Source organism: Clostridium sp. Marseille-P299 (genome assembly GCF_900078195.1).
In the GTDB taxonomy this organism is placed as follows: Bacteria; Bacillota; Clostridia; order Lachnospirales; family Lachnospiraceae; genus Lachnoclostridium.
Genome location: NZ_FJVE01000007.1, coordinates 2,558,403 through 2,582,031, shown reverse-complemented (window position 1 = coordinate 2,582,031; position 23,629 = coordinate 2,558,403). Strand labels below are relative to the sequence as shown.

Genomic DNA, 23,629 nt, shown 5'->3' with positions numbered 1-23,629 from the left:
ATACTCTCAGCAAATTGCGTTATAATTATTAACACCATTATTTTAAATTAAAAAGAGGTAATACATGCAAGAATTAATTGTATCAAAAAATGATGCAGGGCAAAGATTAGATAAGCTTTTGGCGAAATACTTAAACAAAGCGCCAAAAAGCTTTTATTATAAAATGTTACGCAAAAAAAACATTACATTGAATGGAAAAAAGGCAGATGGATCAGAGAAGTTAGCCGTTGATGATGTAATCAAATTCTTTTTATCAGATGAAACAATTGCCTCTTTTAAGGAGGAGGTAAAAGTACAAAAGGTAAATCACAATTTATCTGTACTGTATGAAGACGCAAATGTTCTGATTGTAAATAAGCCAGTGGGATTGCTTTCACAAAAGGCGGAAAAGCAGGATGTTTCATTAAACGAACATATTATATCCTATCTATTAGATACGGGGAGTTTAACAAATGAGGAGCTTTTACATTTTAGACCAGGTATTTGTAACCGATTAGACCGCAATACAAGTGGTATCGTGGTTGCTGGTAAGAGTTTAATAGGTCTTCAGACAATGTCTCAAATTTTTCATGACCGTTCCATTCATAAGTATTATCGTTGTATTGTTGTTGGAAAGATGACTAAGAAAGAGCGAATTTCTGGATATCTTCATAAAGATGAGAGCAGTAATAAAGTAACTGTAATTAATACGGATGAAATTGAAAAGAAGCAGCTGAAAAATGCAATTGATTTATCTCAGTATGATAAAATTGAGACAGAATACGAACCAATTCTTACAAACAATGATTTTACACTTCTTGAAGTTAAATTGATTACTGGAAAAACTCATCAAATTCGTGCACATTTAGCAAGTATCTCCCATCCATTGATTGGAGACTTTAAATATGGAACGGATGCAATGAATCGCCAAATAAAGCAAAAGTTTGGATTAAAACATCAGCTATTGCATGCGTATCGCATAGAATTTCCGAAACTTGAAGGAGAATTCCAGGTTTTAAGCAATCAGGAATTTATTGCAAAGGAGCCTAGCTTTTTTAAATCAATACAAAAACAAATTTTTGGATAAGGAGAACCTAAAATGCCGTCATGGAATTCAAGAGGATTAAGAGGTTCGGTATTAGAAGAATTAATTAACCTAACCAATGATAAGTATAGAGATAATAATTTAGCCTTAATACAAAAGGTACCAACGCCAATTACTCCGATACGGATTGATAAGGAGAAAAGGCATATTACCTTAGCGTATTTTGAGCAAAAAAGTACCGTAGATTATATTGGAGCAGTACAGGGAATCCCTGTTTGCTTTGATGCGAAAGAATGTACCGTGGATACCTTTGCCTTACAAAATGTCCATGAACATCAAGTAGAGTTTATGCGAGATTTTGAAAAGCAGGGTGGAGTTTCCTTCCTGCTTATTTATTATGTAAAAAAAGATATATTTTATTATCTTAGATTTTCTGAGTTGGATAAATATTGGCAAAGAGCAAAAGATGGAGGTCGCAAAAGCTTTAGATTTGATGAATTGTCATCAGATTACATGATTACAAAGCATTCTGGTATCTTTGTTCCCTACCTTGAAAAGTTAAGCAAAGATCTCGCTGAGCGAGATGATGAATGAGAAATTTAATAAAAAACATCAAGTAGGTCTACTTGACATAGTTTTTTATATGATTTATAATTGTTGCATTATCATGGTAGCGAATTATCACGTTACCACAATAAAGCAACTAAGGAAATTGGCATAAGACTAATATCATTTGTGTAATAACGCGATATACATATACTAGAAAGGATCTGGGGCTTATGATGGATAAATTATTACATACTCCCGAAGGAGTTAGAGATATTTATAATTCGGAATGTGAGACAAAGATGAGTTTAGAGAGGAACCTAAAATCTAGAATTCATCGTTATGGATTTCGTGATATTCAGACTCCTACATTCGAATTTTTTGATATCTTTAGTAAAGAACGAGGAACAGTACCAAGCAAGGATATGTACAAATTTTTCGACCGAGAGGGAAACACTCTAGCATTAAGACCAGATATCACCCCATCCATTGCTAGGTGTGTTGCAAAATATTATAAAGAAGAATCAATGCCGATTCGTCTATGTTATTGTGGATCGACCTTTATTAATAACAGTAGTTACCAAGGTAAGTTAAAAGAAACCACACAACTTGGAGCAGAACTCATTAATGATGCTAGCGTGGAAGCAGATGCAGAGATGATAGTTCTAACTGTCGAATGCTTAAAATTATCTGGTTTGGAGGAATTTCAAGTAGAAATTGGTCAAGCGGATTTTTTTAAAGGTCTTGTGGAAGAAGCAACCTTAAAGGATGATGAAGTAGAACAACTACGTGTACTTATTGAAAATAAAAATTTGTTTGGTGTAGAAGAATTAATTTCAGAGAAGCAAATAGAAGAACCAGTAAAAAAAGTTTTTTTACAGCTTACGGAACTTTTTGGTTCTATTGAGATTGTATCTTCAATCAAGTCAATCATAAAAAATCAACGCGCGATTAAAGCAATTGAGCGATTAGAGCAATTATATGATTTGTTAAAAGCATATGGCGTTGAAAAGTATATAAGCTTTGATTTGGGGATGTTAAGTAAATATAATTATTATACAGGTATTATTTTTAGAGCATATACCAATGGTACTGGAGATGCAGTAATAACAGGGGGACGTTACGATACATTAGTATCTCAATTTGGTAAGGATGCACCGGCAATTGGTATGGCAGTGTTAGTAGACCAATTGCTAACAGCACTATCAAGACAAAAATTAATACCAAAACTAGAGCCAACCAATACATTGATTGTTTATAAAAAAGAACTTAGAAATACAGCAATTGCCTTAACACAGCATTTTCGTTCCGAAGATATGAATATAGAGCTTTTATTAGAAGAAAAAGAGATAGAAATTAATACTTATATTGAATACGCAAACCGTAGTTCAATTGGAGGGATTCTTTATCTAGCTAAACCCAATGAGGTTCTTGTTATTAATGCAGGTGATGGTAGCACGACCATGGCAAATCTTAGCGATTTTTTAGAGTAATGCAGCGGCATTTTTGAGAACAATCCAAGAATAATTTAGGAATAGTTCAAGAGCAAATCAAGAACAAATCAAGAATAATTCAATACAGTAGAAGTTTATTATGAATCAGACATCAAAAGAAAGGTGTTGAGACTGTTACTAAGGAGTGGCAGTCCCATGTAAGGGATAGGGTATGAAGTATATAACAATAGCTCTTGCAAAAGGCCGATTGGCGAAAAAGGCTATGGAAATACTAGAGCAAATAGGTGTTACATGTGATGAAATAAATGATCCAAATTCAAGGAAATTAATCTTTACCAATGAAGAGTTAAAATTGAAGTTTTTTTTAGCTAAAGCAAGTGATGTACCAACCTATGTAGAATACGGGGCAGCCGATATTGGAATCGTGGGTAAAGATACGATATTAGAAGAAGGTAAAAAGTTATACGAAGTAATTGATTTAAAAATAGGGCAATGTCGTATGTGTGTAGCAGGACCAGCTTCTGCAAAAGAATTACTAAAACATGGTGAATTAATAAGAGTAGCTACGAAATATCCCAATATTGCAAAAGATTACTTTTATAATAAAAAACATCAAACAGTTGAAATTATTAAACTAAATGGTTCCATAGAACTAGCACCAATCGTAGGATTATCGGAGGTAATTGTAGATATCGTTGAAACGGGATCAACTCTTAGAGAAAATGGATTAGAAGTGTTAGAAGAGATTTGTCCGTTATCAGCACGAATGGTTGTGAATCAAGTTAGTATGAAGATGGAAAATGAGAGAATCACAAAAATGATTAACGAGTTAAGAGCGTTATTGTAAAATAAAATTACTTTCAGTTGAAAGAATAAGCAAGATAGATTCTTTCGTGATAATTTGTCCCGCACAGACGGTGGAATGGGAGGAACTATGAGGATTATTGAATTAAATCAAGAAACCAAGAATAATATCTTAGAAAATTTGTTAAAAAGAAGTCCAAATCAGTATAAAGAGTATGAAGATAGAGTAAATCAAATTATTGAAGATGTAAAAGAGCTAGGTGATGCTGCGGTATTTGATTATACGAAAAAATTTGATAAAATAGAATTAAGCCCTTCAAATATTTTAGTTACGGAAGAAGAAATACAAGAAGCTTATGAAAAAATAGACAAAGAAGTTCTTAGTGTGATTAAAAAAGCGATTAAGAATATAAGAGAATACCATGAGAAACAAAAGCAATATAGTTGGTTTGACAGTCAGCCAAATGGTATTATTCTTGGGCAAAAAGTGACACCAATTGAAGCTGTGGGAGTATATGTTCCTGGAGGAAAAGCAGCATATCCTTCTTCAGTTTTGATGAATGTGATTCCTGCTAAGGTTGCAGGTGTAACTAGAATTGCGATGACAACGCCTCCTTCTAAAGATGGAAAAGTTTACGAAGGAACTTTAGTAGCAGCTCATGAAGCAGGTGTTACAGAAATTTATAAAGTGGGTGGCGCTCAAGCTATTGCAGCATTAGCACATGGGACGAAAAGTATTAAAAAGGTAGATAAGATTGTCGGCCCTGGTAATATTTATGTTGCCCTTGCTAAAAAGGCTGTATATGGTCATGTAAGTATTGATTCTATTGCAGGACCAAGTGAGATTTTGGTACTTGCGGATGAAACAGCAAATCCAAGATTTGTTGCGGCTGATCTTTTATCACAGGCAGAACATGATGAACTTGCATCTGCAATTTTAATCACAACGAGTAAAGAACTTGCATATCAAGTTGCTAAAGAAGTAGATGAATTTATTAAAGTACTTTCTAGAAAAGAGATTTTAACAAAGTCAATTGATAACTATGGTTATATTTTAATAGGGAAGGACTTAGAAGAAGCGATAGACACTGCCAACGAAATTGCATCAGAACATCTTGAAATAGTAACAAAAGATGCATTTCAAGTAATGACTAAAATTAAAAATGCAGGGGCTATCTTCATAGGAGAATATTCCTCAGAACCACTGGGAGACTATTTTGCGGGACCGAATCATGTGCTTCCAACCAATGGAACAGCGAAATTTTTCTCACCACTTAGTGTAGATGATTTTATAAAAAAATCTAGTATTATCTCGTATTCAAAAGAGGCGCTACAGCCAGTTTATAAAGATATTGTAAAGTTTGCTACCGCAGAAGGGCTAACTGCACATGCGAATTCAATTGCTGTTCGTTTTGAAGGAAATCAAGAAGTAGAGTAATTTAAGGAAATAGAGTGATTTAACAAATAGAGTTAAATATTAAGCAGTAAAGCTAAGTATTAAGTAGGTTGGCTAAGTTTTAATAAGCAAGGTTAAGGGATGAGAAAATAGAGTTAAAGATTGAGAAAGTAGAGTTAAGCATAAGGCTGCCTGTGGCAGCATGGAGGTTTTATATGGATAGGATGGCTAAGATCGCTAGAAAAACCGATGAAACGGATATCACGTTAGAACTTAATCTTGATGGCAAAGGTGAAGCTGATGTGAATACAGGAATTGGATTTTTTGACCACATGTTAAAAAGTTTTGCAAAGCACGGATTTTTTGATCTCAAACTTTCAGTCGTTGGTGATTTATACGTTGATGCACACCATACGGTAGAGGATACTGGAATTGTCCTAGGTCAGGCAATTAAAAAGGCACTAGGAAATAAAGAAGGAATTAAAAGATATGGATCCTTTTTATTACCTATGGATGAGACACTAGTGATGTGTGCAATTGATTTATCAGGCAGACCATACTTAAACTACCAGGCAGATTTAACGGCAGAGCGTATTGGCTATATGGATAGCGAACTTGTGAAAGAGTTTTTCTATGCGATATCTTATAGCGCGGGGATGAATTTACATATTAAGCATATGGATGGAACAAATAATCATCATATCGTAGAAGCTATGTTTAAGGCGTTTGCAAAGGCACTGGATGTTGCAACAAGTTATGATGAAAGAATTCAAGGAGTATTATCAACAAAAGGAACTATTTCAGATGAATAATTGTTAAAAAAGGAGGCAGGGGATGAGATTATATCCAGCAATTGATATCAAAAATGGACAATGTGTTAGATTAAGACAAGGGCAATTCGAAGATATTTTGGTATATTCCAATTCACCCGTTGGGGTTGCGAAAAAGTGGGAAGAAAGTGGAGCAAGTTATATTCATTTAGTGGATTTAGATGGTGCATTGGTTGGACATTCTGTTAATGATGATGTAATTCGAGAGATTGCATCAACAATAAATATACCAATTCAAGTTGGAGGAGGAATCCGCACAATAAAGGATATAGAGAATAAATTAAACCTTGGAGTATCAAGAGTGATCATTGGCACGAAAGCAGTGGAAAACCCAATGTTTGTAAAAGAGATTATCAATTGTTTTGGAGCAGATAAAATTATTATAGGAATTGATGCGAAAAACGGAATGGTTGCCATTCAAGGGTGGGAAAAGTTAAGTAACTATAATGCTGTATCACTAGCTCTTGAAATGAAAGAACTAGGAGTTAAAACAATTATTTATACTGATATTTCTAAGGATGGAATGCTTCAAGGACCAAACATCGAACATACAAAAGAGATGGTAGATATGACAGGACTTGAAATAATAGCATCTGGAGGAGTTTCCTCGATGATTGATTTAGAGACATTAAGTAAAATCAATGTTGAAGGCGTAGTTATAGGTAAAGCATTGTATGAAAACAAAATAGATTTAAAAGATGCAATCCTTTGTTATAATAAATAAAGGATACTATGTTTTTAGAAAGACTATACTGTTAAGAGCCCGGAAACTAAGTAGGCACATGGAGGATTGTTATGGCTTTTAAAAAGATAATACCATATATTAATGCGGAAAATGAAAGAGATGAAAGTGTAATCAAAAGAGCAATCGCCTATGAAAGAAGTGGAGCAGACGAACTTTTTATATATAATTATTCTATTCTAGAGTCAGAGAGAGAAGAATTTATTCAAACGATGAAAACTCTTGTTAAAATGGTTGATATACCAGTTATGGTAGGATGTTTTGTTAACCGTTTTGAAGATGTAAAAAAAGCATTTTATACAGGGGCAATAAGAGTTGTTATTCCATACGCAAAATTAAAGCAAGTCTCGGTAATTAAAGAAGCAACTGAGCGCTTTGGGAAAGATAGTATTGTTGTTGAGTTTGATGCAAGCCCTGAGAAAAACGATGGTGTATTATGTTCGGATAAAATGATTGCTTCGTTAAAGGAATATGGCGTAAATTCTATATTATTAAAGCATGTAAACTTAACACAAACTAATATGGATAAAATATCAAATATGGAGTTTGATATCTATATTCGAGATAGTCTATTAAGAAATGATATGGAAACTTTGCTATCTCTTGATCATGTAGTTGGAGTTGCTACCGATCTTTATGAAAATAAGGATATCATGAAAATAAAGCATATGCTTAAAGAAACTGGCATATCTACAGATACATTTGAAAGCAGTATACCTTTTTCTGAATTTAAAAAAGATGCAAATGGATTAGTGCCAGTTATTGTTCAGGATTACAAAACGAATGAAGTGCTAATGCTTGCGTATATGGATGAACAGGCTTATAATACTACTATTACTACAGGTAAGATGACCTATCATTCAAGAAGTCGTAACGAGTTATGGATAAAAGGTGAAACAAGTGGACATTATCAGTATGTAAGAAGTTTGCAATTAGATTGTGATAAAGATACAATATTAGCAAAAGTATTGCAAGTTGGAGTTGCTTGTCATACTGGAAATAAAAGCTGTTTTTACCGTGAACTAGTCCGTAAGGAATACGATGAGACAAATCCACTCACTGTATTTGAAGATGTATTTAAAACAATCATAGATCGAAAAGAACACCCAAAGGAAGGTTCTTATACGAATTACTTATTGGATAAAGGAATTGATAAAATCTTAAAAAAATGTGGTGAAGAAGCGACAGAAATCATAATAGCAGCAAAGAATCCAAATGCGGAAGAATTAAAATATGAAATTGCAGATTATTTATATCACTTGATGGTTTTAATGGTAAACTGTGGTGTTGATTGGGAGGATATAATTACTGAATTAGCACACCGTAGATAGATGGAGGTAACAATGGATTTTTTAATGGGATTAGCAGAGTATGGAATAAAATATGTATTATTATTGAGTTTATCTGTTGCAGGAGTGTTTATTGGTAAAATATTACGTGATAAAAAGAATGCAAAGAAAGTAGTTGAATAACATTATGTCAGTAAAAAAGGATGTACTAAAGTATTTAGAGCAAAACCGAGGAGAGTTTATATCTGGTGCGGAATTAGCATCTACACTGGATGTATCTCGTACCGCAATTTGGAAATCGATAAAGAGTTTAGAAGCGGATGGGCATATGATTTTAGCAACTACAAATAAAGGATATTGTCTTTCTGAAGGAAATGATATACTTTCAGAAGAAGGAATTCGATTAAATCTTAAAAAAGAATATAAAGAAATCCCAATCCAGATTGATAAGATTACTACTTCTACGAATCAAGTTGCTAAACTAGCGGCTGTAAATGGTGTAAGACATGGCAGTGTATTTATAGCAGATAAGCAGACGATGGGAAAGGGAAGGCTAGGTAGATCCTTTTTGTCTCTAGACGGCTCTGGTATATATATGAGTGTTGTGTTAAAACCAAATACAAGTGCATCGGATGCTATTTACATAACCACTGCGGCGTCTGTTGCAGTCTTTCGGGCAATAAAGAAAATTACAAATAAAGAAGTCAAAATTAAATGGGTCAATGATTTGTATTACGAAGATAAAAAAGTCTGTGGTATTCTTACGGAGGCAGTTACTGATTTAGAGACTGGTATGATTAATAGCATTATTTTAGGTATAGGTATTAATTATAATGTTGATCATAGTAAAGTTCCGATGGAATTGCAGGAGGTAGCTGGTGCTCTTTATCATGGGACAACAGAGAATACAACAAGAAATCAATTGATTGCTGAAATATTAAATCAAGTTTTTGAATTATGTATGAATGCCAAGGATAGAAGTTTTATTCGTGAATACAAAGAGCATTCCATGATTTTAGGTTCTAACATATGGATAATATCAGGCAATCAAAAAGAGAAAGCAAAAGCCATTGACATTGATGATAATGGTGGATTAATTGTTGAGTTAATGGATCATAGTAAAAAAACATTAAATTCAGGGGAAGTTAGCATTAGAAAAAGAGAAGAATAGGACTTAATGAATAGAAAATAAAAGTATATATGCTTTATCCTTTCATTAAGTAGGTTGAAGAAATTCTATTGTTATTGTTTATTTTGTATCATATTGTGCATAATAAAAGCATAAATAATAGTTAGAATAATAACAATTATGAATTCACAATCGTGGTTTGTCAAAGTTAGTAAATTATAAAATTATCAATTCTATCATATGAAAACATGGATAAACATTGATACTTGAAAAAATTTACTTGCATTTAAACATAATCAATGCTATACTAAGGCTATGAGTTTATATGTAGCCTGATGAGAGTGGACGAAAGTCCACTCTTCGTTTTTGTGGTTAGCTGAATCAGCAATTTGTGCTGATCACTAGGTTGCTATTGGTTTAAAAAGGCGATAAAGTGCCAGAATTGAGGTATTATGACAAAAAGAGAAGAATACGAATTAAAAACAGAACAATTAATCATGCCTTTAATTGAAAAAAATAATTTTGAATTGGTTGATGTTGAGTATGTAAAAGAAGCAGGAAACTGGTTTTTACGTGCTTATATCGACAAAGAAGGTGGAATTACTGTTGATGATTGTGCTTTAATTAGTAGAGCTCTTAGTGAGTTACTAGATCAAAAGGATTTTATTCCTGATGCATATATTTTAGAAGTAAGTTCTCCTGGCTTAGGCAGACAATTAAAAAAAGATAAGCATTTCGCACGTAGTATCGGTGAAAAGGTAGAAATTAAATTATATAAAGCAATTAATAAACAAAAAGACTTTGACGGAATCTTAAAGGATTTTGATGAAGATAAACTAGTAATCGAATTAGAAAATGGAAAAACTGTGGAAATCACAAGAGCCGATATTGCTATGGTACGCTTAGCATTGGACTTTTAATGAATGGAGGAATAATTAAAAATGGAAGGGAATAAAGAGTTAATCGAAGCATTGAATCAAATTGAGAAGGAAAAGGACATCAGCAAGGAAATCTTGCTTGAAGCAATGGAAAATTCCTTAGTAGCAGCATGTAAAAACCACTTTGGAAAAGCGGATAATATTAAAGTGAATATTGATAGAACAACAGGTGCTGTTAGCGTATTTGCAGAGCGTGAGGTTGTAGAGACTGTAGAGGACCCTGTTATGCAGATCAGTCTTGCAGATGCTAAAATGAAATTCCCAAAAAAGAAATACGATATTGGTGATATTGTTCAAGTTGAAGTAACACCAAAGAACTTTGGTCGTATTGCTGCTCAAAAAGCGAAGCAAGTAGTTGTTCAAAAAATCCGTGAGGAAGAGAGAAAAGTACTCTATAATCAATACTATAGCAAAGAAAAAGACATTGTAACTGGAATTGTACAACGTTACGTAGGAAGCAATGTTAGTATTAATCTTGGAAAAGTAGATGCTGTTTTAACTGAAAATGAGCAAATTCGAGGCGAAGTATTCCGTCCAACTGAGCGTGTCAAATTATATGTATTAGAAGTAAAAGATACAACAAAAGGACCAAGAATTACAGTTTCAAGAACTCATCCAGAATTAGTGAAGAGATTATTTGAAGCAGAAGTAACAGAAGTAAAAGATGGTACAGTTGAAATAAAGAGTATCGCAAGAGAAGCCGGAGCAAGAACAAAGATGGCAGTAGCTAGTAATGATCCAAATGTTGATCCAGTAGGAGCATGCGTTGGTTTAAATGGTGCGAGAGTAAATGCAATTGTAAATGAGCTTAGAAATGAAAAAATCGATATCATTAATTGGAGTGATGATCCAGCCACATTGATAGAAAATGCATTAAGCCCAGCAAAAGTTATTTCTGTAGAAGTTGATACAGAAGAAATGAGTGCTAAGGTTATCGTTCCTGATTACCAATTATCACTTGCAATTGGTAGAGAAGGTCAAAATGCAAGACTCGCAGCAAGACTTACAGGATATAAGATTGACATTAAGAGTGAATCTCAAGTTTATGGTAGTTATGAAGAAGGCTACGTTGAAGAGTAATGCATCCTAAAAGATGAGAAGTTGGTTGAAAAAGTATTTCAACCAATCATCTAAGATGCGTATGGGTAGCATGGAGGTTAGAATGAATACACGAAAGGTTCCACTTAGAAAGTGTACTGGATGTGGTGAAATGAAATCCAAAAAAGAAATGATTCGTGTTATCAAGACACCAGAAGATGACATAGTAATAGATGCAACTGGTAAAAAAAACGGAAGAGGCGCATACATATGCAACTCGCTGGACTGCCTTAGAAAGGCAATGAAAAGTAAAGGGCTTGAACGGTCATTAAAAACTTCAATACCAAAAGAGGTATATGAAGAACTGGAAAGAGAGTTGATGGATATAACCAATGAAGGATGATGTAGAATTATTAAAGCATATGACAGTAAAAAAAATATTTTCTTTACTTGGACTTGGAAATAAAGCAGGTTACATTGCTAGTGGTGAATTTTCCACAGAAAAGTCAGTTAAAGATGGAAGAGCGGAACTTGTCATAGTGGCAAGCGATGCTTCCGATAACACAAAGAAAATGTTCACAAACATGTGCGCATTTTATGAAGTGCCAATCTACTTTTTTGGTGAAAAAACGGAACTTGGTCATGCAATTGGAAAAGAGTTTCGTGCTTCTTTATCAGTGAATGATCGAGGTATGGCACAAGCAATTGAAAAACATTTGAAATCAGGAGTGTTCGAAGTGATGTAGGAGAATAATTGAAAACGGTTATAACGGAGGTAGTTATCATATGGCAAAAATAAAAATTCATGAATTAGCCAAGGAATTGGAAATAAAAAGTAGTGACATCGTAAGTTTTTTAAAAACGAAGGGGTCAGAAGTAAAAAGTCATATGAGTAATATTGATGACAGTGAAATCAGCTTAGTACGTAACAAATTTTCTAAGGTAGAAAATACTTCTGCGAGAGGAAATACTGCTAAGCAGATTACAGAAGAAAAGAAGAGCAACGTGTATTCACAAGCTGAAAAACATGCTGCAAATACAATGTTAAATAATGGAGGAAGGCCAGCAACGCAGGCGAACAAAAAATCAATGGGAGATTCTATGCAAGAAAACGCACAACAATCCGTGCAAGGACAGAATGAAGAAAAAAGACCACAAGGAACAGGTCAAAATGATAGAGTAGAAGGTCAAGATAGAAGACCACAAAGCAATAATCAATACGGAGATAGAAGACCACAAGGTCAATATGGCGATCGTAGACCACAAGGTCAAGACGGAGAAAGAAGAACTGGTGGAAATAACCAGTATGGAGATCGTAGACCAAATCAATATGGCGATCGTAGACCACAAGGCCAAGATGGAGATAGAAGACCACAAGGCAATAACCAATATGGAGACAGAAGACCACAAGGAAACGGTCAGTATGGCGATCGTAGACCACAAGGAAGTGGCCAGTATGGAGACAGAAGACCACAAGGAACTGGTCAGTATGGTGATCGTAGACCACAAGGAGCTGGTCAAGATGGAAGACCACAAGGAAGTGGTCAGTATGGAGATAGAAGACCGCAAGGAAGTGGTCAATATGGAGATAGAAGACCACAAGGAAGTGGCCAGTATGGCGATCGTAGACCACAAGGAACTGGTCAGTATGGTGACAGAAGACCACAAGGAACTGGTCAGTATGGCGATAGAAGACCACAAGGAACTGGTCAAGATGGAAGACCACAAGGTAACAATCAATACGGAGATAGAAGACCACAAGGACAAAGCCAATATGGTGGACAAAGAAGTGGTGGATACAATAGTGGTAACAGAACCGGCGGATACAACAGTGGTAATAGAACTGGTGGATACAATAGTGGTAACAGAACCGGTGGATTTGATAAAGGCGGATTTGATAAAGATAAAGATTCAAATTATGGCAGAAGCTTTGATAAAAGAGGTGGAAGAACTGATACGAAAGAAAAATCAAGTATCAAATCAGACCTTGCAAATGAGTTAACAAAAGAACAAAGAGCAGCAGCATTCAACGATAGAAATCGTGATCGTAACCGTGATCGTGAGAAAAATCGTGATGAGGATGATATTAAATTAGGAAAAGGTAAGAAAGATCCAAATAGAAAAGGAGCGTTCATTATGCCTAAGCCAAAGGCAGTGGAAGAACAAAAAGAAGATGAAATTAAGACAATCATTATTCCAGAAGTTCTTACTATTAAGGAATTGGCAGATAAAATGAAACGTCCAGCTTCTGCAGTAGTTAAAAAATTATTCTTAGAAGGTAAAATGGTTTCTATCAACCAAGAAATCACTTTCGATGAAGCAGAAGAAATTGCAATTGGTTTTGATATCATTGCAGAAAAAGAAGTAGTAGTTGATCGCGTGGAAGAAATTTTAAAAGAAGAGGAAGAAGACGAATCTTTAATGGTAAAACGTCCACCTGTAGTTTGTGTTATGGGTCACGTTGACCATGGTAAAACTTCTTTACTTGATGCAATTCGTAAGACAAATGTAACATCAAGAGAAGCTGGTGGTATTACACAGCACATTGGTGCATATGTAGTTGAAATAAACGGAGAAAAGATCACTTTCCTTGATACACCTGGTCATGAAGCGTTTACATCTATGAGAATGCGTGGAGCAAAATCCACAGATATCGCTATCTTAGTTGTAGCAGCAGACGATGGTGTAATGCCACAGACGGTTGAAGCAATTAGCCATGCAAAAGCAGCAGGCGTTCAAATCATTGTAGCCGTTAATAAAATGGATAAGCCAAGTGCGAATATCGAACGAGTAAAACAAGAATTAACAGAGCATGAACTTGTAGCTGAAGATTGGGGTGGAGATACTGTAATTGTACCAGTTTCTGCACACACAGGAGAAGGTATTGAACAATTACTTGAAATGGTTAATATCACTGCTGAATTATTAGAATTAAAAGCAAATCCTAATCGTAATGCAAGAGGTATTGTTATCGAAGCTGAGCTTGATAAGGGAAGAGGTACTGTTGCAACAATTCTTGTTCAAAAGGGTACATTACATGTAGGTGATACTATTGCAGTTGGTGCGGCTTATGGTAAAGTAAGAGCGATGATGGACGATAAGGGAAGAAGAGTAAAAGAAGCAACTCCTTCTACACCAGTTGAAATTTTAGGATTAAATGAAGTTCCTAACGCTGGTGAAATTTTCATGGCAACAGATAATGAAAAAGAAGCTCGTTCCATTGCAGAAGTATTTATTTCACAGGGAAGAGAAAGATTACTTGCTGATACAAAAGCTAAGTTATCTCTTGATGGATTATTCTCACAAATTCAAGCGGGTAATATTAAAGATCTTAATATCATTATTAAGGCAGACGTTCAAGGTTCTGTGGAAGCTGTAAAACAAAGTTTAGTTAAATTAAGCAATGAAGAAGTTGCAGTACGTGTAATTCATGGTGGTGTTGGTGCTATCAATGAATCTGACGTTATGCTTGCAACAACTTCAAATGCAATTATCATTGGATTTAATGTTAGACCTGATAATACAGCAAGAGAAATTGCAGAACGTGAAAAAGTTGATTTACGTTTATATCGAGTTATTTATCAAGCAATCGAAGATGTTGAAGCAGCAATGAAGGGTATGCTTGATCCAACATATGAAGAAAAAGTTATTGCACATGCTGAAGTTAGACAGGTATTTAAAGCATCTGGCCTTGGTACAATTGCAGGTTCTTATGTTCTTGATGGTAAGATTGTAAGAGGATGTTCTGCAAGAATTAGCAGAGAAGGTGTGCAAATTTACGATGGACCATTAGCATCATTAAAGAGATTTAAGGATGACGTTAAAGAAGTAGCAACAGGATATGAATGTGGTCTTGTATTTGAAAAATTTAATGATTTACAGGAATTTGATCAAATTGAATTTTACATGATGGTAGAAGTTCCTAGATAATAAAAGTATAAGTTCAGAATTATCTCCTAAATTTTTGGGATGATAATTCTGAAGTGCTTTTATTTACTTTAAATCGTTAGAGAAACAAAGAAAGGCAGGGTGTGACCATGAGAAAGAACAGTATTAAAAACACCAGAATTAATCAAGAAGTTCAAAAAGAATTAAGTATGCTAATTGTAAGAGAGTTAAAGGATCCAAGAATTCATCCAATGACCTCTATTGTAAATGTAGAAGTAGCGCCAGATTTAAAAACTGCAAAAGTTTATGTTAGTGTATTAGGCGATGTAGAGGCACAAAAAAATACATTAGCTGGTTTAAAGAGCGCCGCTCCATTTTTACGTTCTCAATTAGCAAAGAGCATAAATTTAAGAAATACACCAGAATTAACTTTTGTCGTAGATCAATCCATTGAATATGGAGTAAACATGTCTAAACTCATTGATGAAGTGAATCATAATAAGGCAGCTTCTGGTGAAGAAGATACAGATAATACAAATGATGATAGTGATCTATAATTAGGAGAGGTGAGGGGATGTTTGATTTATTTCAATTGATTCATACAGCTGATTCCATTGCTATTGCAGGGCATGTACATCCAGATGGTGATTGTGTTGGTTCATGTCTTTCAATGTACAACTATCTTACCGAAAACTGCAACAAAGATAATAAAAAACGTATTGATATCTACTTAGAAAAGATTCCAGATGAGTTTTACTTTTTGAAAAATGTTAAAGATATCAAAGAAGAATGCAAGGAAGAAATCGCATATGACTTAATGATATCCCTAGATTGTGGAAGCGTTGATCGTTTAGGCGTATGTGGAGATCTATTTCCCCTGGCAAAGGAAACGGTAAATATTGATCATCATATTAGTAATACAAAATTTGCAAAAAATAATCATGTAATCGAAGCAAGTTCTACTTGTGAAGTATTATTTGGTTTATTTGATGAATCCAAAATAAGTAAAGATGTTGCAGAATCTTTATACCTTGGTATCGTTCATGATACAGGTGTTTTTAAACACTCAAATACAACAGAAAAAACAATGCAAATAGCAGGAAAACTAATAAGCAAAGGTGCAGAACCATCAAAGATTATTGATGAAACTTTTTATCAAAAAACTTATGTTCAAAATCAAGTGCTTGGAAGATGCTTAATGGAGAGTTTTCTTATTTTAGACGGGAAAATTGTTATTTCAAGCATTAGCAAAAAAACGCAAGAGTTTTACAATGTTACACCAGCAGATACCAATGGCGTGATAGATCAACTTCGAGTGACAAAGGGTGTTGAAGTGGCTATCTTTTTAAGAGAAGATGGTTTTCACCAGTACAAAGTAAGTATGCGTTCAAATGGTATTGTTGATGTTAGCAAAATAGCTGTATTCTTTGGTGGCGGTGGTCATGTAAAAGCGGCTGGTTGTAGTATGACAGGATCTTTACATGATGTTATTAATAATTTGACAATTGGTATAGAGCACCAATTATCACGAGATAAAAGTAAGTAAGCTTTGAAATACAGAGGGAGGAATTCCATGAACGGAATTATCAATGTATATAAGGAAAAAGGATTTACCTCCTTTGATGTTTGCGCAAAATTAAGAGGAATCTTACATCAAAAAAAAATAGGTCATACGGGTACTTTAGATCCTGATGCAGAAGGGGTATTACCCGTTTGTGTTGGAAATGCTACAAAGTTATGTGACTTGTTAACGGATAAAGATAAAGTATACGAAACGGTATTACTTCTTGGAGTCAGCACAGATACGCAAGACATTTCAGGACAAGTATTAAAAGAAGTAGAAGTTTCTTCAAATAAAGAGGAAGTAGCACAGGCAATCATGAGTTTTGTTGGAACTTATGACCAGATACCACCAATGTATTCAGCAATCAAGGTGAACGGTAAGAAATTATATGAACTTGCAAGACAAGGGATTGAAATAGAACGTAAAGCACGTAAAGTTACGATTCATGATATTGAAATTTTATCAATGGATTTTGATGAAAAAAATACTACTGCGGTAAAGGAAGTTCGTATGAGGGTGCATTGCTCTAAAGGAACTTATATTCGCACCTTATGTGAAGATATTGGAAATAAGTTATCTTGCGGTGGCTGTATGAAAGAACTTCTTCGTACTAAAGTTTCAATATTTACTATAGAGAATAGTCTTTCTTTATCACAAATTGAAGAATATATGAAAAATGATAAAATAGATGAAATATGTTTGCCAGTGGTTTCTTTGTTTATGCAATGCAAAGAGTTTTGTGTAAAGGAAGAATTTAATAAATTTGTATACAATGGGAATAAATTACTCTTTGAACACTTACAAACGACATTACAAGATTGTATAAAAGATAGCAAAATTGATGGTGAGCAAGTAGTGAAAGCAAATTGTATCGAAGATGACAAACAAGTTAACTTGGAAAATTGTCTGGAACCAAATGATAATTTATATCGAATTTATGACAGCTTTCATAAGTTTATTGGGCTTTATACGAATGATGAAGAGAATCATTGCTTAAAGCCAGTTAAAATGTTTTTAAACTAGAAAGGTACAGGTGATGTTTATGGAATACATCTATGGAAAGACGGACTTTCGTTTTTGCAATACCTGTGTTACCTTAGGAAAATTTGACGGATTACACAAGGGACATCAGCGCTTATTTGAAGAATTATCCGTGTATAAAAAGCAAGGGCATACTTCTGTAATGTTTACTTTTGATTATCATCCAGGAAATCTTTTTTCAGAAAAAGAGATTGATTTAATATATACGGAAGAAGAAAAAAGAAGATTACTTGAAAGAAGTGGCCCAGATGTTTTAATATCATATCCATTTACGGAAGAAACAGCATCTATGGAACCAGAGGAATTTATTAAACACGTTTTAATTGAAAAATTAAATGTGCAAGCGATTGTCGTTGGTGTTGATTATCATTTTGGTAAGAAGCGCCGTGGTGATGTAGCAATGCTAGAAAAATATCAAGAAGTATTTGGTTATGAATTAATTGTTTGTGAAAAGTTAATGTACGACGGTAAAATTATTAGTAGTACTAGAATACGAGAAGAACTAAAAAAAGGAAATATGGAAAGTGTAAATGCAATGCTTGGACATCCATATACAATTATGGGAGAAGTAGTGCATGGTAAAAAGCTAGGAAGAACATTAGGAATTCCTACGATTAATCAAGTACCACCAGAACATAAACTTTTACCACCAAATGGTGTTTACGCTTCTGTGACTCGTTTTGAAGGACAACGATATTTAGGAGTCACAAACATAGGAACAAAACCAACGGTAACAGGAGAAGAAATTACAGGTGTTGAAACATTTCTCTTTGATTATAAGGGAGATTTATATGGGAAAAACGTGGATGTGGAAATTTACGCATTTGAACGACCAGAATATAAATTTAACAGCCTAGAAGAACTTACGGATTATATGAATAAAGATATTTTATTTGCCAAAGATTATTTTAATCATAAAATGATTCCATAAGTAAAGGAGTAATTCTTTATGCTAATCATTTCGTTAGATCAAAATTCGAAGGTGCCAATGTATGAACAGATATATAAGTTTATTAAAGACGAGATAAAGTCTGGTAATATACCGGTTCATACGAAGTTACCTTCCAGTAGGAATTTAGCCACACATCTGCAAATTAGTAGAAGTACAGTGGATTTAGCCTATAACCAATTAGTATCAGAAGGTTATATTGAAAGTGTTCCTAAAAGTGGATACTATGTTTTAAACATAGGTGACTTGATCCATATATCGAATAATGAAACAAAACCTAATGTTGTCAAAATACCGAAAAGCACTAAGATGAAATACGATTTTTCACCATTTGCAGTTGACATCTCTAGTTTTCCATTTGCAACTTGGCGTAAATTAAGTAACCAATGTATGAATGACATGAATCAGGGGTTGTTTTTACTTGGAGAAAATCAAGGGGATATTGCTTTGAGGAAAGCGATATCAAACTATCTACATGAATCTAGAGGGGTCAACTGTGACGCTAGAAGAATTATTATTGGCGCTGGATCCGACTACTTACTTCAATTATTATCACAACTCCTTCCAAGGCAAAGTAAAATATGTATGGAAAACCCTACGTATAAAAGGGCTTACCATATATTAAATGGAATGGGATTTCCTATTATTCCTATAGGAATGAAAGAAGAAGGGGTTTCCTTAGAGCAAATTGAACAATCCGATGGAAATATTGTTTACGTAACACCTTCCCATCAATATCCACTTGGTGTTGTAATGCCTATTAAAAGTCGACTGGAATTGATAAGGTGGGCAGCAAATGACTCTACGCGTTATATTATTGAGGATGACCATGATAGTGAATTTCGTTATATAGGGAAGCCTATTCCGTCTTTACAAGGAATTGATACCTTTGATCGTGTTATTTATATGGGTACTTTCTCAAGAGCGATTGCTCCAGCAATTCGTGTCGGTTACATGGTATTACCAGAAGAGCTATATAAAAAGTATCAACAAGAATATTATTATTATGCTTCTACGGTATCTAGAATCGATCAGGCGATTATATGTGAATTTATTGTAGGTGGTTATTTTGAACGTCACGTTAATAAAATGCGTAAACACTACAAAAACAAACATGATTTACTGTTAAAGACACTAAAGATTTTTGGAAATCGCATTCGAATTACAGGTGAAAATGCGGGATTACATTTAGTGGTAGAATTCTTAGAAGAGGTATCTGAAGAAGATTTGATTGAGAAAGCATCCCAACAAGGGATACAACTCTACGGCTTAAATCGTCATTATATTACAGAAGAGAAGCCAAAGTACCCAACAATTTTACTAGGATATGCCAATGTATCAGAGGATGATATTAAAAATGGTATACAGCTATTATATGAAGGTTTATATGAATAACCAGGAATTTACCATTTAGTAATAAAAACTGAACACATTAAAAAAGTATTGTTTTGAATTAAATACAGCAGCTAAATACTCTTTCACTAAAAATCAATTTACTATTGTAAAATGTTAAAGTTTCATTTAAAATAGAAATTACAAATATTAACAAATCAATTCGTGCAAGTACCTCTACAAAAGCAGTTTTGATTCAAGTTACTAGTTATTTTAATGAAAAAATATTATAAAGGAGAGTATTTATGCAAAACAATCTATCAAAACAAAATTTTGGAATACCGGTAACTATCTTATGTGCAATCGCTTACGGGCTTTGCTACGCTGCTTCAAGTCAGTTATCATGGGCTTTATTAGTGTTTCTAGGAATTGTTTATGTATTTAGCTTTGATGAAGAAGTAAAATCTGCTTTAAAACAGGGGATCTTACTAGCGTTTTTCTGGTTTATCATTGACAAATTGTTTTGGATTTTAAAAGAATTTATTGGCTGGTTTGTACCAACTGCTTCCTCGTATTCTAGTGTTTGGGAAGAAGCATTAGGGGTAGGCAGTAAAGTATCTGCTGGTACGGTTATAGTTAGAATTATCGATTACATATCAAGTGGTATTGATTTTGCCTTTATTGTTGTATTTGTACTACTTATTTTTAACTCTTTAAAAGGAAAATATATAAGACTTGATTTTATTAATAAAATTATTGGAACTGAAAAGGTAAAATGCTCACAATGTGGAGCGGAACTTGAAGAAGCTTCCACTTTTTGTACAAAGTGCGGTAATAAGATAAAATAGCAACATCCCTTGGTATGATGAAATAGGATGGAATGCATAGAATAGATTAATTTGGTATTTACTTTTTAAATGATTTATGTTATTATCTAGTTTGTGCAAAGCACGGCCATTACTCGGCATTTGGACACTCCGACCTAATGCTTAGTATTCGGTGAATTATATTTAGGAGGATTTAAACATGATTAGCAAAGAAAAGAAACAAGAAATTATTGCAGCTTATGGTAGAACAGCAAATGACACTGGATCTCCAGAAGTACAGATCGCTCTTTTAACAGAAAGAATCAATGAATTAACTGGGCATTTAAAAAACAATAATAAAGATCACCACTCAAGAAGAGGTCTTCTTAAAATGGTAGGTCAAAGAAGAGGTTTACTTGAATACTTAAAGAAAACTGATCTTGAAGGATATCGTGCATTAATTGAACGTTTAGGTTTAAGAAAGTAATTATAGTAAGCATAGGACTGTCGAAAGACAGTCCTTTTTTAAATTATTTTTTGTATATTATTCTTCTAGCATTGTTGAAAAAAATATGCTAGAATAATTTTGTCGAATGAGCAAATATTAGTTGCAGAGTAGGATTTTGTGCGTTAAGTGTCACACAGACGGGGAGTTGCTGGGTGAACGAAAAGGAAACTTGCGGTACAAAGTTCGCATCCCGCTGCTACACATAATAGAAGATCTCCTTCTTGTTGTAGCATGAATGAAGTGTATTACTATGTATACATTATGCTCGACAAATATATGGCAGGAAACTGTCTAAGAAAGGAGGAGATTCGATGAAAAATAAGAATCATTTTTCACTAATGATGTTAACAACTCTTGGATTTTTTATAGCCATTGAAATCGTTTTATCTCGTTGGCTTTCTTTCCAGACATGGAACTTTAAAATTAGTTTTAGTTTTGTTCCAATTGTTATCGTAGCAATGTTATATGGACCGCTTGCTTCTGGAATGGTAGCAGGGATCGCTGATGTGATTGGTGCAATCTTATTTCCGATTGGAGCATATTTTCCAGGATTTACATTTACTGCATTCTTTAACGGTATCGTTTATGGTATTTTCTTAAAGAAAAAACAATCGATGCCCCATGTTATTATTGCAGTGTGTATCACTCATTTAGTAGGTAGCTTACTACTTAACACATTTTGGATATCTATGCTATACGGAACACCATTTTTGGCTTTATTACCATTACGAATTGGGCAAAATGTGGTTATGATGATTGTACAAATCGTTGTAATACCAATGATTAGTAAACTTTTAGTGCCAAGATTTAAAGCGCTTACTTTATAAAATAATAAACCTATTGGGACTGTGTGAAACGGAAGTTTTGTACGGTCCCAATTTTTAAATATAATAAAATAAGCGATCATAATAAAAATGAGCGATCATTATAAAAATAAAAGTAAGCCATTATTTTATAACAAAAAAGTTTCATTATCTTATATAATTATCCTGAAAGGATGGAAATAATTTTGAATTTAAGCGAAACACTTGATTTTATTAAAAGTACTGCATTTTTAGGAAGTAAACCAGGTCTTGAGCGTTTAAGAAAGCTTCTTAATAATATGGGAAATCCTGAAAAAGACTTAAAATATATACACGTTGCCGGAACCAATGGAAAAGGTTCAACAAGTGCTATGATTGCGGGAATTTTAAAGGAGGGTGGATACCGCGTTGGTTTATTTACATCTCCTTATTTAGAAATAATAAATGAACAAATAAAAATTAACAATGATATAATTACCAATGAAGAACTAATTCAAACCGCTTCAGAGGTAAAAAAGAGTATGGATACTCTAGAAACCGAAGAATTGCCTACAGAGTTTGAGATTATTACTGCCATTGCATTTTTGTATTTCAATAAGAAAAATTGCGACTTTGTTGTTCTTGAAACAGGGCTTGGTGGAAGTTTAGATGCAACGAATATTATACCAAGAAAAGAAGTGGCTGTAATTACGAATATAGGGAGAGATCATATCGAATTTCTTGGAGATAGTTATAGTGAAATTGCGAAACATAAGGCAGGAATAATTTGTAAGGATTGTATTACCATAAGTTATGAACAAAATAATGAAGTGTTAAATGTTTTAGAAGAAAAATGCAATCAAGAAAAGGTAGAATTACGTATTGTAGATTTTTCTAAGATAACAAAGATTAATGTAAGCTTAAAAGGGCAAAACTTTTCATATAAAACCTACAATAATTTATTTATACCACTTCTTGGCGAACATCAAATAAAAAATGCGGTTGTTGCAATAGAGACAATAAAAGCTTTAAATGACTTAGGACATGGGATAGAAGAGAATGCTATTTATCAGGGCCTTATTAAGGTGCTTTGGCCAGCTAGATTTGAATGTCTTAACGAAAAACCATATGTATTTTTAGATGGTGGACACAATGTGCAGTGCATCAATGAACTTATTAAAATTTTAGATCAATTTTTTTATGATAAAAAAATAATCTTTGTCACTGGAGTTATGAAAGATAAAGACTACCAAAGGATGTATCAATTACTGGCTCCATATGCGAGTGAGTTTATTGCGGTGGAACCTAAGAATAAAAGAGCTCTCTCATTATCACTGCTAAAAGAGGAGCTGGAGCAGTATAATAAGCCAGTTTATGCGTGTGACTCAGTAAAAGAAGGAATAAAGCTATCGTTAGAACATGCAAATAGTAATGATGTAATATGTGCAATTGGTTCTTTATATATGGCAGGAGAGATTAGAGCGTCTTTTAAAAATTAGTAGCAATTTCATACTAGGAGTGATATAATCTTAATGAGTTGGGTTATATAACCTAATAAAGAAGATTATG

General features: G+C 33.8%; 24 protein-coding genes and 1 riboswitch. All 24 genes read left to right on the top strand.

What is annotated here, in order from left to right:
- Nucleotides 1-64 precede the first annotated feature (64 nt).
- Complete coding sequence (locus BN4220_RS19310) at nucleotides 65-1,066, top strand: RluA family pseudouridine synthase (RefSeq protein ID WP_066720593.1); 1,002 nt, start codon at nucleotides 65-67, stop codon at nucleotides 1,064-1,066.
- A 12-nt stretch (nucleotides 1,067-1,078) separates the two neighbouring features.
- Complete coding sequence (locus BN4220_RS19305) at nucleotides 1,079-1,618, top strand: Holliday junction resolvase RecU (RefSeq protein WP_066720590.1); 540 nt, start codon at nucleotides 1,079-1,081, stop codon at nucleotides 1,616-1,618.
- Between the two features lie 185 nt (nucleotides 1,619-1,803).
- A complete protein-coding gene (gene hisZ, locus BN4220_RS19300; protein WP_066720587.1) occupies nucleotides 1,804-3,063 on the top strand; it encodes an ATP phosphoribosyltransferase regulatory subunit in 1,260 nt (419 codons plus the stop codon).
- Nucleotides 3,064-3,235: 172 nt separating this feature from the next.
- Nucleotides 3,236-3,871: an ATP phosphoribosyltransferase gene (gene hisG, locus BN4220_RS19295; protein ID WP_066720584.1), complete on the top strand. Its 636-nt coding sequence runs from the start codon at nucleotides 3,236-3,238 to the stop codon at nucleotides 3,869-3,871.
- 87 nt (nucleotides 3,872-3,958) lie between these two features.
- The gene (gene hisD / locus BN4220_RS19290) at nucleotides 3,959-5,266 is read left to right on the top strand and encodes a histidinol dehydrogenase (protein WP_066720581.1); all 1,308 of its coding nucleotides are present in this window, start codon (nucleotides 3,959-3,961) and stop codon (nucleotides 5,264-5,266) included.
- A gap of 173 nt (nucleotides 5,267-5,439) precedes the next feature.
- Nucleotides 5,440-6,036, top strand: coding sequence for an imidazoleglycerol-phosphate dehydratase HisB (hisB, locus tag BN4220_RS19285; RefSeq protein ID WP_066720579.1), 597 nt, complete (start codon nucleotides 5,440-5,442; stop codon nucleotides 6,034-6,036).
- 22 nt (nucleotides 6,037-6,058) lie between these two features.
- Complete coding sequence (gene hisA, locus BN4220_RS19280; RefSeq protein WP_066720575.1) at nucleotides 6,059-6,778, top strand: 1-(5-phosphoribosyl)-5-[(5-phosphoribosylamino)methylideneamino]imidazole-4-carboxamide isomerase; 720 nt, start codon at nucleotides 6,059-6,061, stop codon at nucleotides 6,776-6,778.
- Between the two features lie 71 nt (nucleotides 6,779-6,849).
- Nucleotides 6,850-8,127, top strand: coding sequence for a bifunctional phosphoribosyl-AMP cyclohydrolase/phosphoribosyl-ATP diphosphatase HisIE (hisIE, locus tag BN4220_RS19960; protein ID WP_082812397.1), 1,278 nt, complete (start codon nucleotides 6,850-6,852; stop codon nucleotides 8,125-8,127).
- A 12-nt stretch (nucleotides 8,128-8,139) separates the two neighbouring features.
- Nucleotides 8,140-8,268, top strand: a complete 129-nt coding sequence (locus BN4220_RS20655) for a hypothetical protein (RefSeq protein ID WP_278280760.1) — start codon at nucleotides 8,140-8,142, stop codon at nucleotides 8,266-8,268.
- A 4-nt stretch (nucleotides 8,269-8,272) separates the two neighbouring features.
- The gene (locus BN4220_RS19270) at nucleotides 8,273-9,256 is read left to right on the top strand and encodes a biotin--[acetyl-CoA-carboxylase] ligase (RefSeq protein WP_066721179.1); all 984 of its coding nucleotides are present in this window, start codon (nucleotides 8,273-8,275) and stop codon (nucleotides 9,254-9,256) included.
- Between the two features lie 410 nt (nucleotides 9,257-9,666).
- Nucleotides 9,667-10,134 carry a ribosome maturation factor RimP gene (gene rimP, locus BN4220_RS19265; protein WP_066720571.1) on the top strand — a complete coding sequence of 156 codons (468 nt, stop codon included), beginning with the start codon at nucleotides 9,667-9,669 and terminating at the stop codon, nucleotides 10,132-10,134.
- Nucleotides 10,135-10,155: 21 nt separating this feature from the next.
- Nucleotides 10,156-11,232: a transcription termination factor NusA gene (gene nusA, locus BN4220_RS19260; protein ID WP_066720568.1), complete on the top strand. Its 1,077-nt coding sequence runs from the start codon at nucleotides 10,156-10,158 to the stop codon at nucleotides 11,230-11,232.
- A gap of 82 nt (nucleotides 11,233-11,314) precedes the next feature.
- On the top strand, nucleotides 11,315-11,593 hold the full coding sequence (locus BN4220_RS19255; RefSeq protein WP_066720565.1) for an RNase P modulator RnpM: 279 nt from the start codon (nucleotides 11,315-11,317) through the stop codon (nucleotides 11,591-11,593).
- On the top strand, nucleotides 11,583-11,936 hold the full coding sequence (locus BN4220_RS19250; protein ID WP_242867822.1) for a L7Ae/L30e/S12e/Gadd45 family ribosomal protein: 354 nt from the start codon (nucleotides 11,583-11,585) through the stop codon (nucleotides 11,934-11,936). Before BN4220_RS19255 ends, BN4220_RS19250 begins: the two co-directional genes overlap by 11 nt.
- Nucleotides 11,937-11,976: 40 nt before the next feature.
- Nucleotides 11,977-15,120 carry a translation initiation factor IF-2 gene (gene infB, locus BN4220_RS19245; protein WP_066720563.1) on the top strand — a complete coding sequence of 1,048 codons (3,144 nt, stop codon included), beginning with the start codon at nucleotides 11,977-11,979 and terminating at the stop codon, nucleotides 15,118-15,120.
- Nucleotides 15,121-15,227: 107 nt separating this feature from the next.
- Nucleotides 15,228-15,635, top strand: coding sequence for a 30S ribosome-binding factor RbfA (gene rbfA / locus BN4220_RS19240; RefSeq protein ID WP_066720559.1), 408 nt, complete (start codon nucleotides 15,228-15,230; stop codon nucleotides 15,633-15,635).
- A gap of 17 nt (nucleotides 15,636-15,652) precedes the next feature.
- Complete coding sequence (locus BN4220_RS19235; protein ID WP_066720557.1) at nucleotides 15,653-16,624, top strand: DHH family phosphoesterase; 972 nt, start codon at nucleotides 15,653-15,655, stop codon at nucleotides 16,622-16,624.
- 27 nt (nucleotides 16,625-16,651) lie between these two features.
- Entirely contained in the window at nucleotides 16,652-17,665 is a 1,014-nt protein-coding gene (gene truB, locus BN4220_RS19230) for a tRNA pseudouridine(55) synthase TruB (RefSeq protein ID WP_066720554.1), read from the top strand.
- A 19-nt stretch (nucleotides 17,666-17,684) separates the two neighbouring features.
- Nucleotides 17,685-18,614 (top strand): bifunctional riboflavin kinase/FAD synthetase, encoded by a 930-nt coding sequence (locus BN4220_RS19225; RefSeq protein ID WP_066721174.1) that lies wholly within the window; start codon nucleotides 17,685-17,687, stop codon nucleotides 18,612-18,614.
- An 18-nt stretch (nucleotides 18,615-18,632) separates the two neighbouring features.
- Nucleotides 18,633-20,027 (top strand): MocR-like pyridoxine biosynthesis transcription factor PdxR, encoded by a 1,395-nt coding sequence (locus tag BN4220_RS19220; RefSeq protein ID WP_066720551.1) that lies wholly within the window; start codon nucleotides 18,633-18,635, stop codon nucleotides 20,025-20,027.
- 242 nt (nucleotides 20,028-20,269) lie between these two features.
- The gene (locus tag BN4220_RS19215; protein WP_066720548.1) at nucleotides 20,270-20,812 is read left to right on the top strand and encodes a zinc ribbon domain-containing protein; all 543 of its coding nucleotides are present in this window, start codon (nucleotides 20,270-20,272) and stop codon (nucleotides 20,810-20,812) included.
- A 178-nt stretch (nucleotides 20,813-20,990) separates the two neighbouring features.
- Nucleotides 20,991-21,257, top strand: a complete 267-nt coding sequence (gene rpsO, locus BN4220_RS19210) for a 30S ribosomal protein S15 (RefSeq protein WP_066720542.1) — start codon at nucleotides 20,991-20,993, stop codon at nucleotides 21,255-21,257.
- Between the two features lie 122 nt (nucleotides 21,258-21,379).
- Nucleotides 21,380-21,476: riboswitch (THF riboswitch) on the top strand.
- A 113-nt stretch (nucleotides 21,477-21,589) separates the two neighbouring features.
- Entirely contained in the window at nucleotides 21,590-22,105 is a 516-nt protein-coding gene (locus tag BN4220_RS19205) for a folate family ECF transporter S component (RefSeq protein WP_242867821.1), read from the top strand.
- Nucleotides 22,106-22,287: 182 nt separating this feature from the next.
- Nucleotides 22,288-23,559, top strand: coding sequence for a bifunctional folylpolyglutamate synthase/dihydrofolate synthase (locus BN4220_RS19200; protein WP_197467959.1), 1,272 nt, complete (start codon nucleotides 22,288-22,290; stop codon nucleotides 23,557-23,559).
- Nucleotides 23,560-23,629 lie beyond the last annotated feature (70 nt).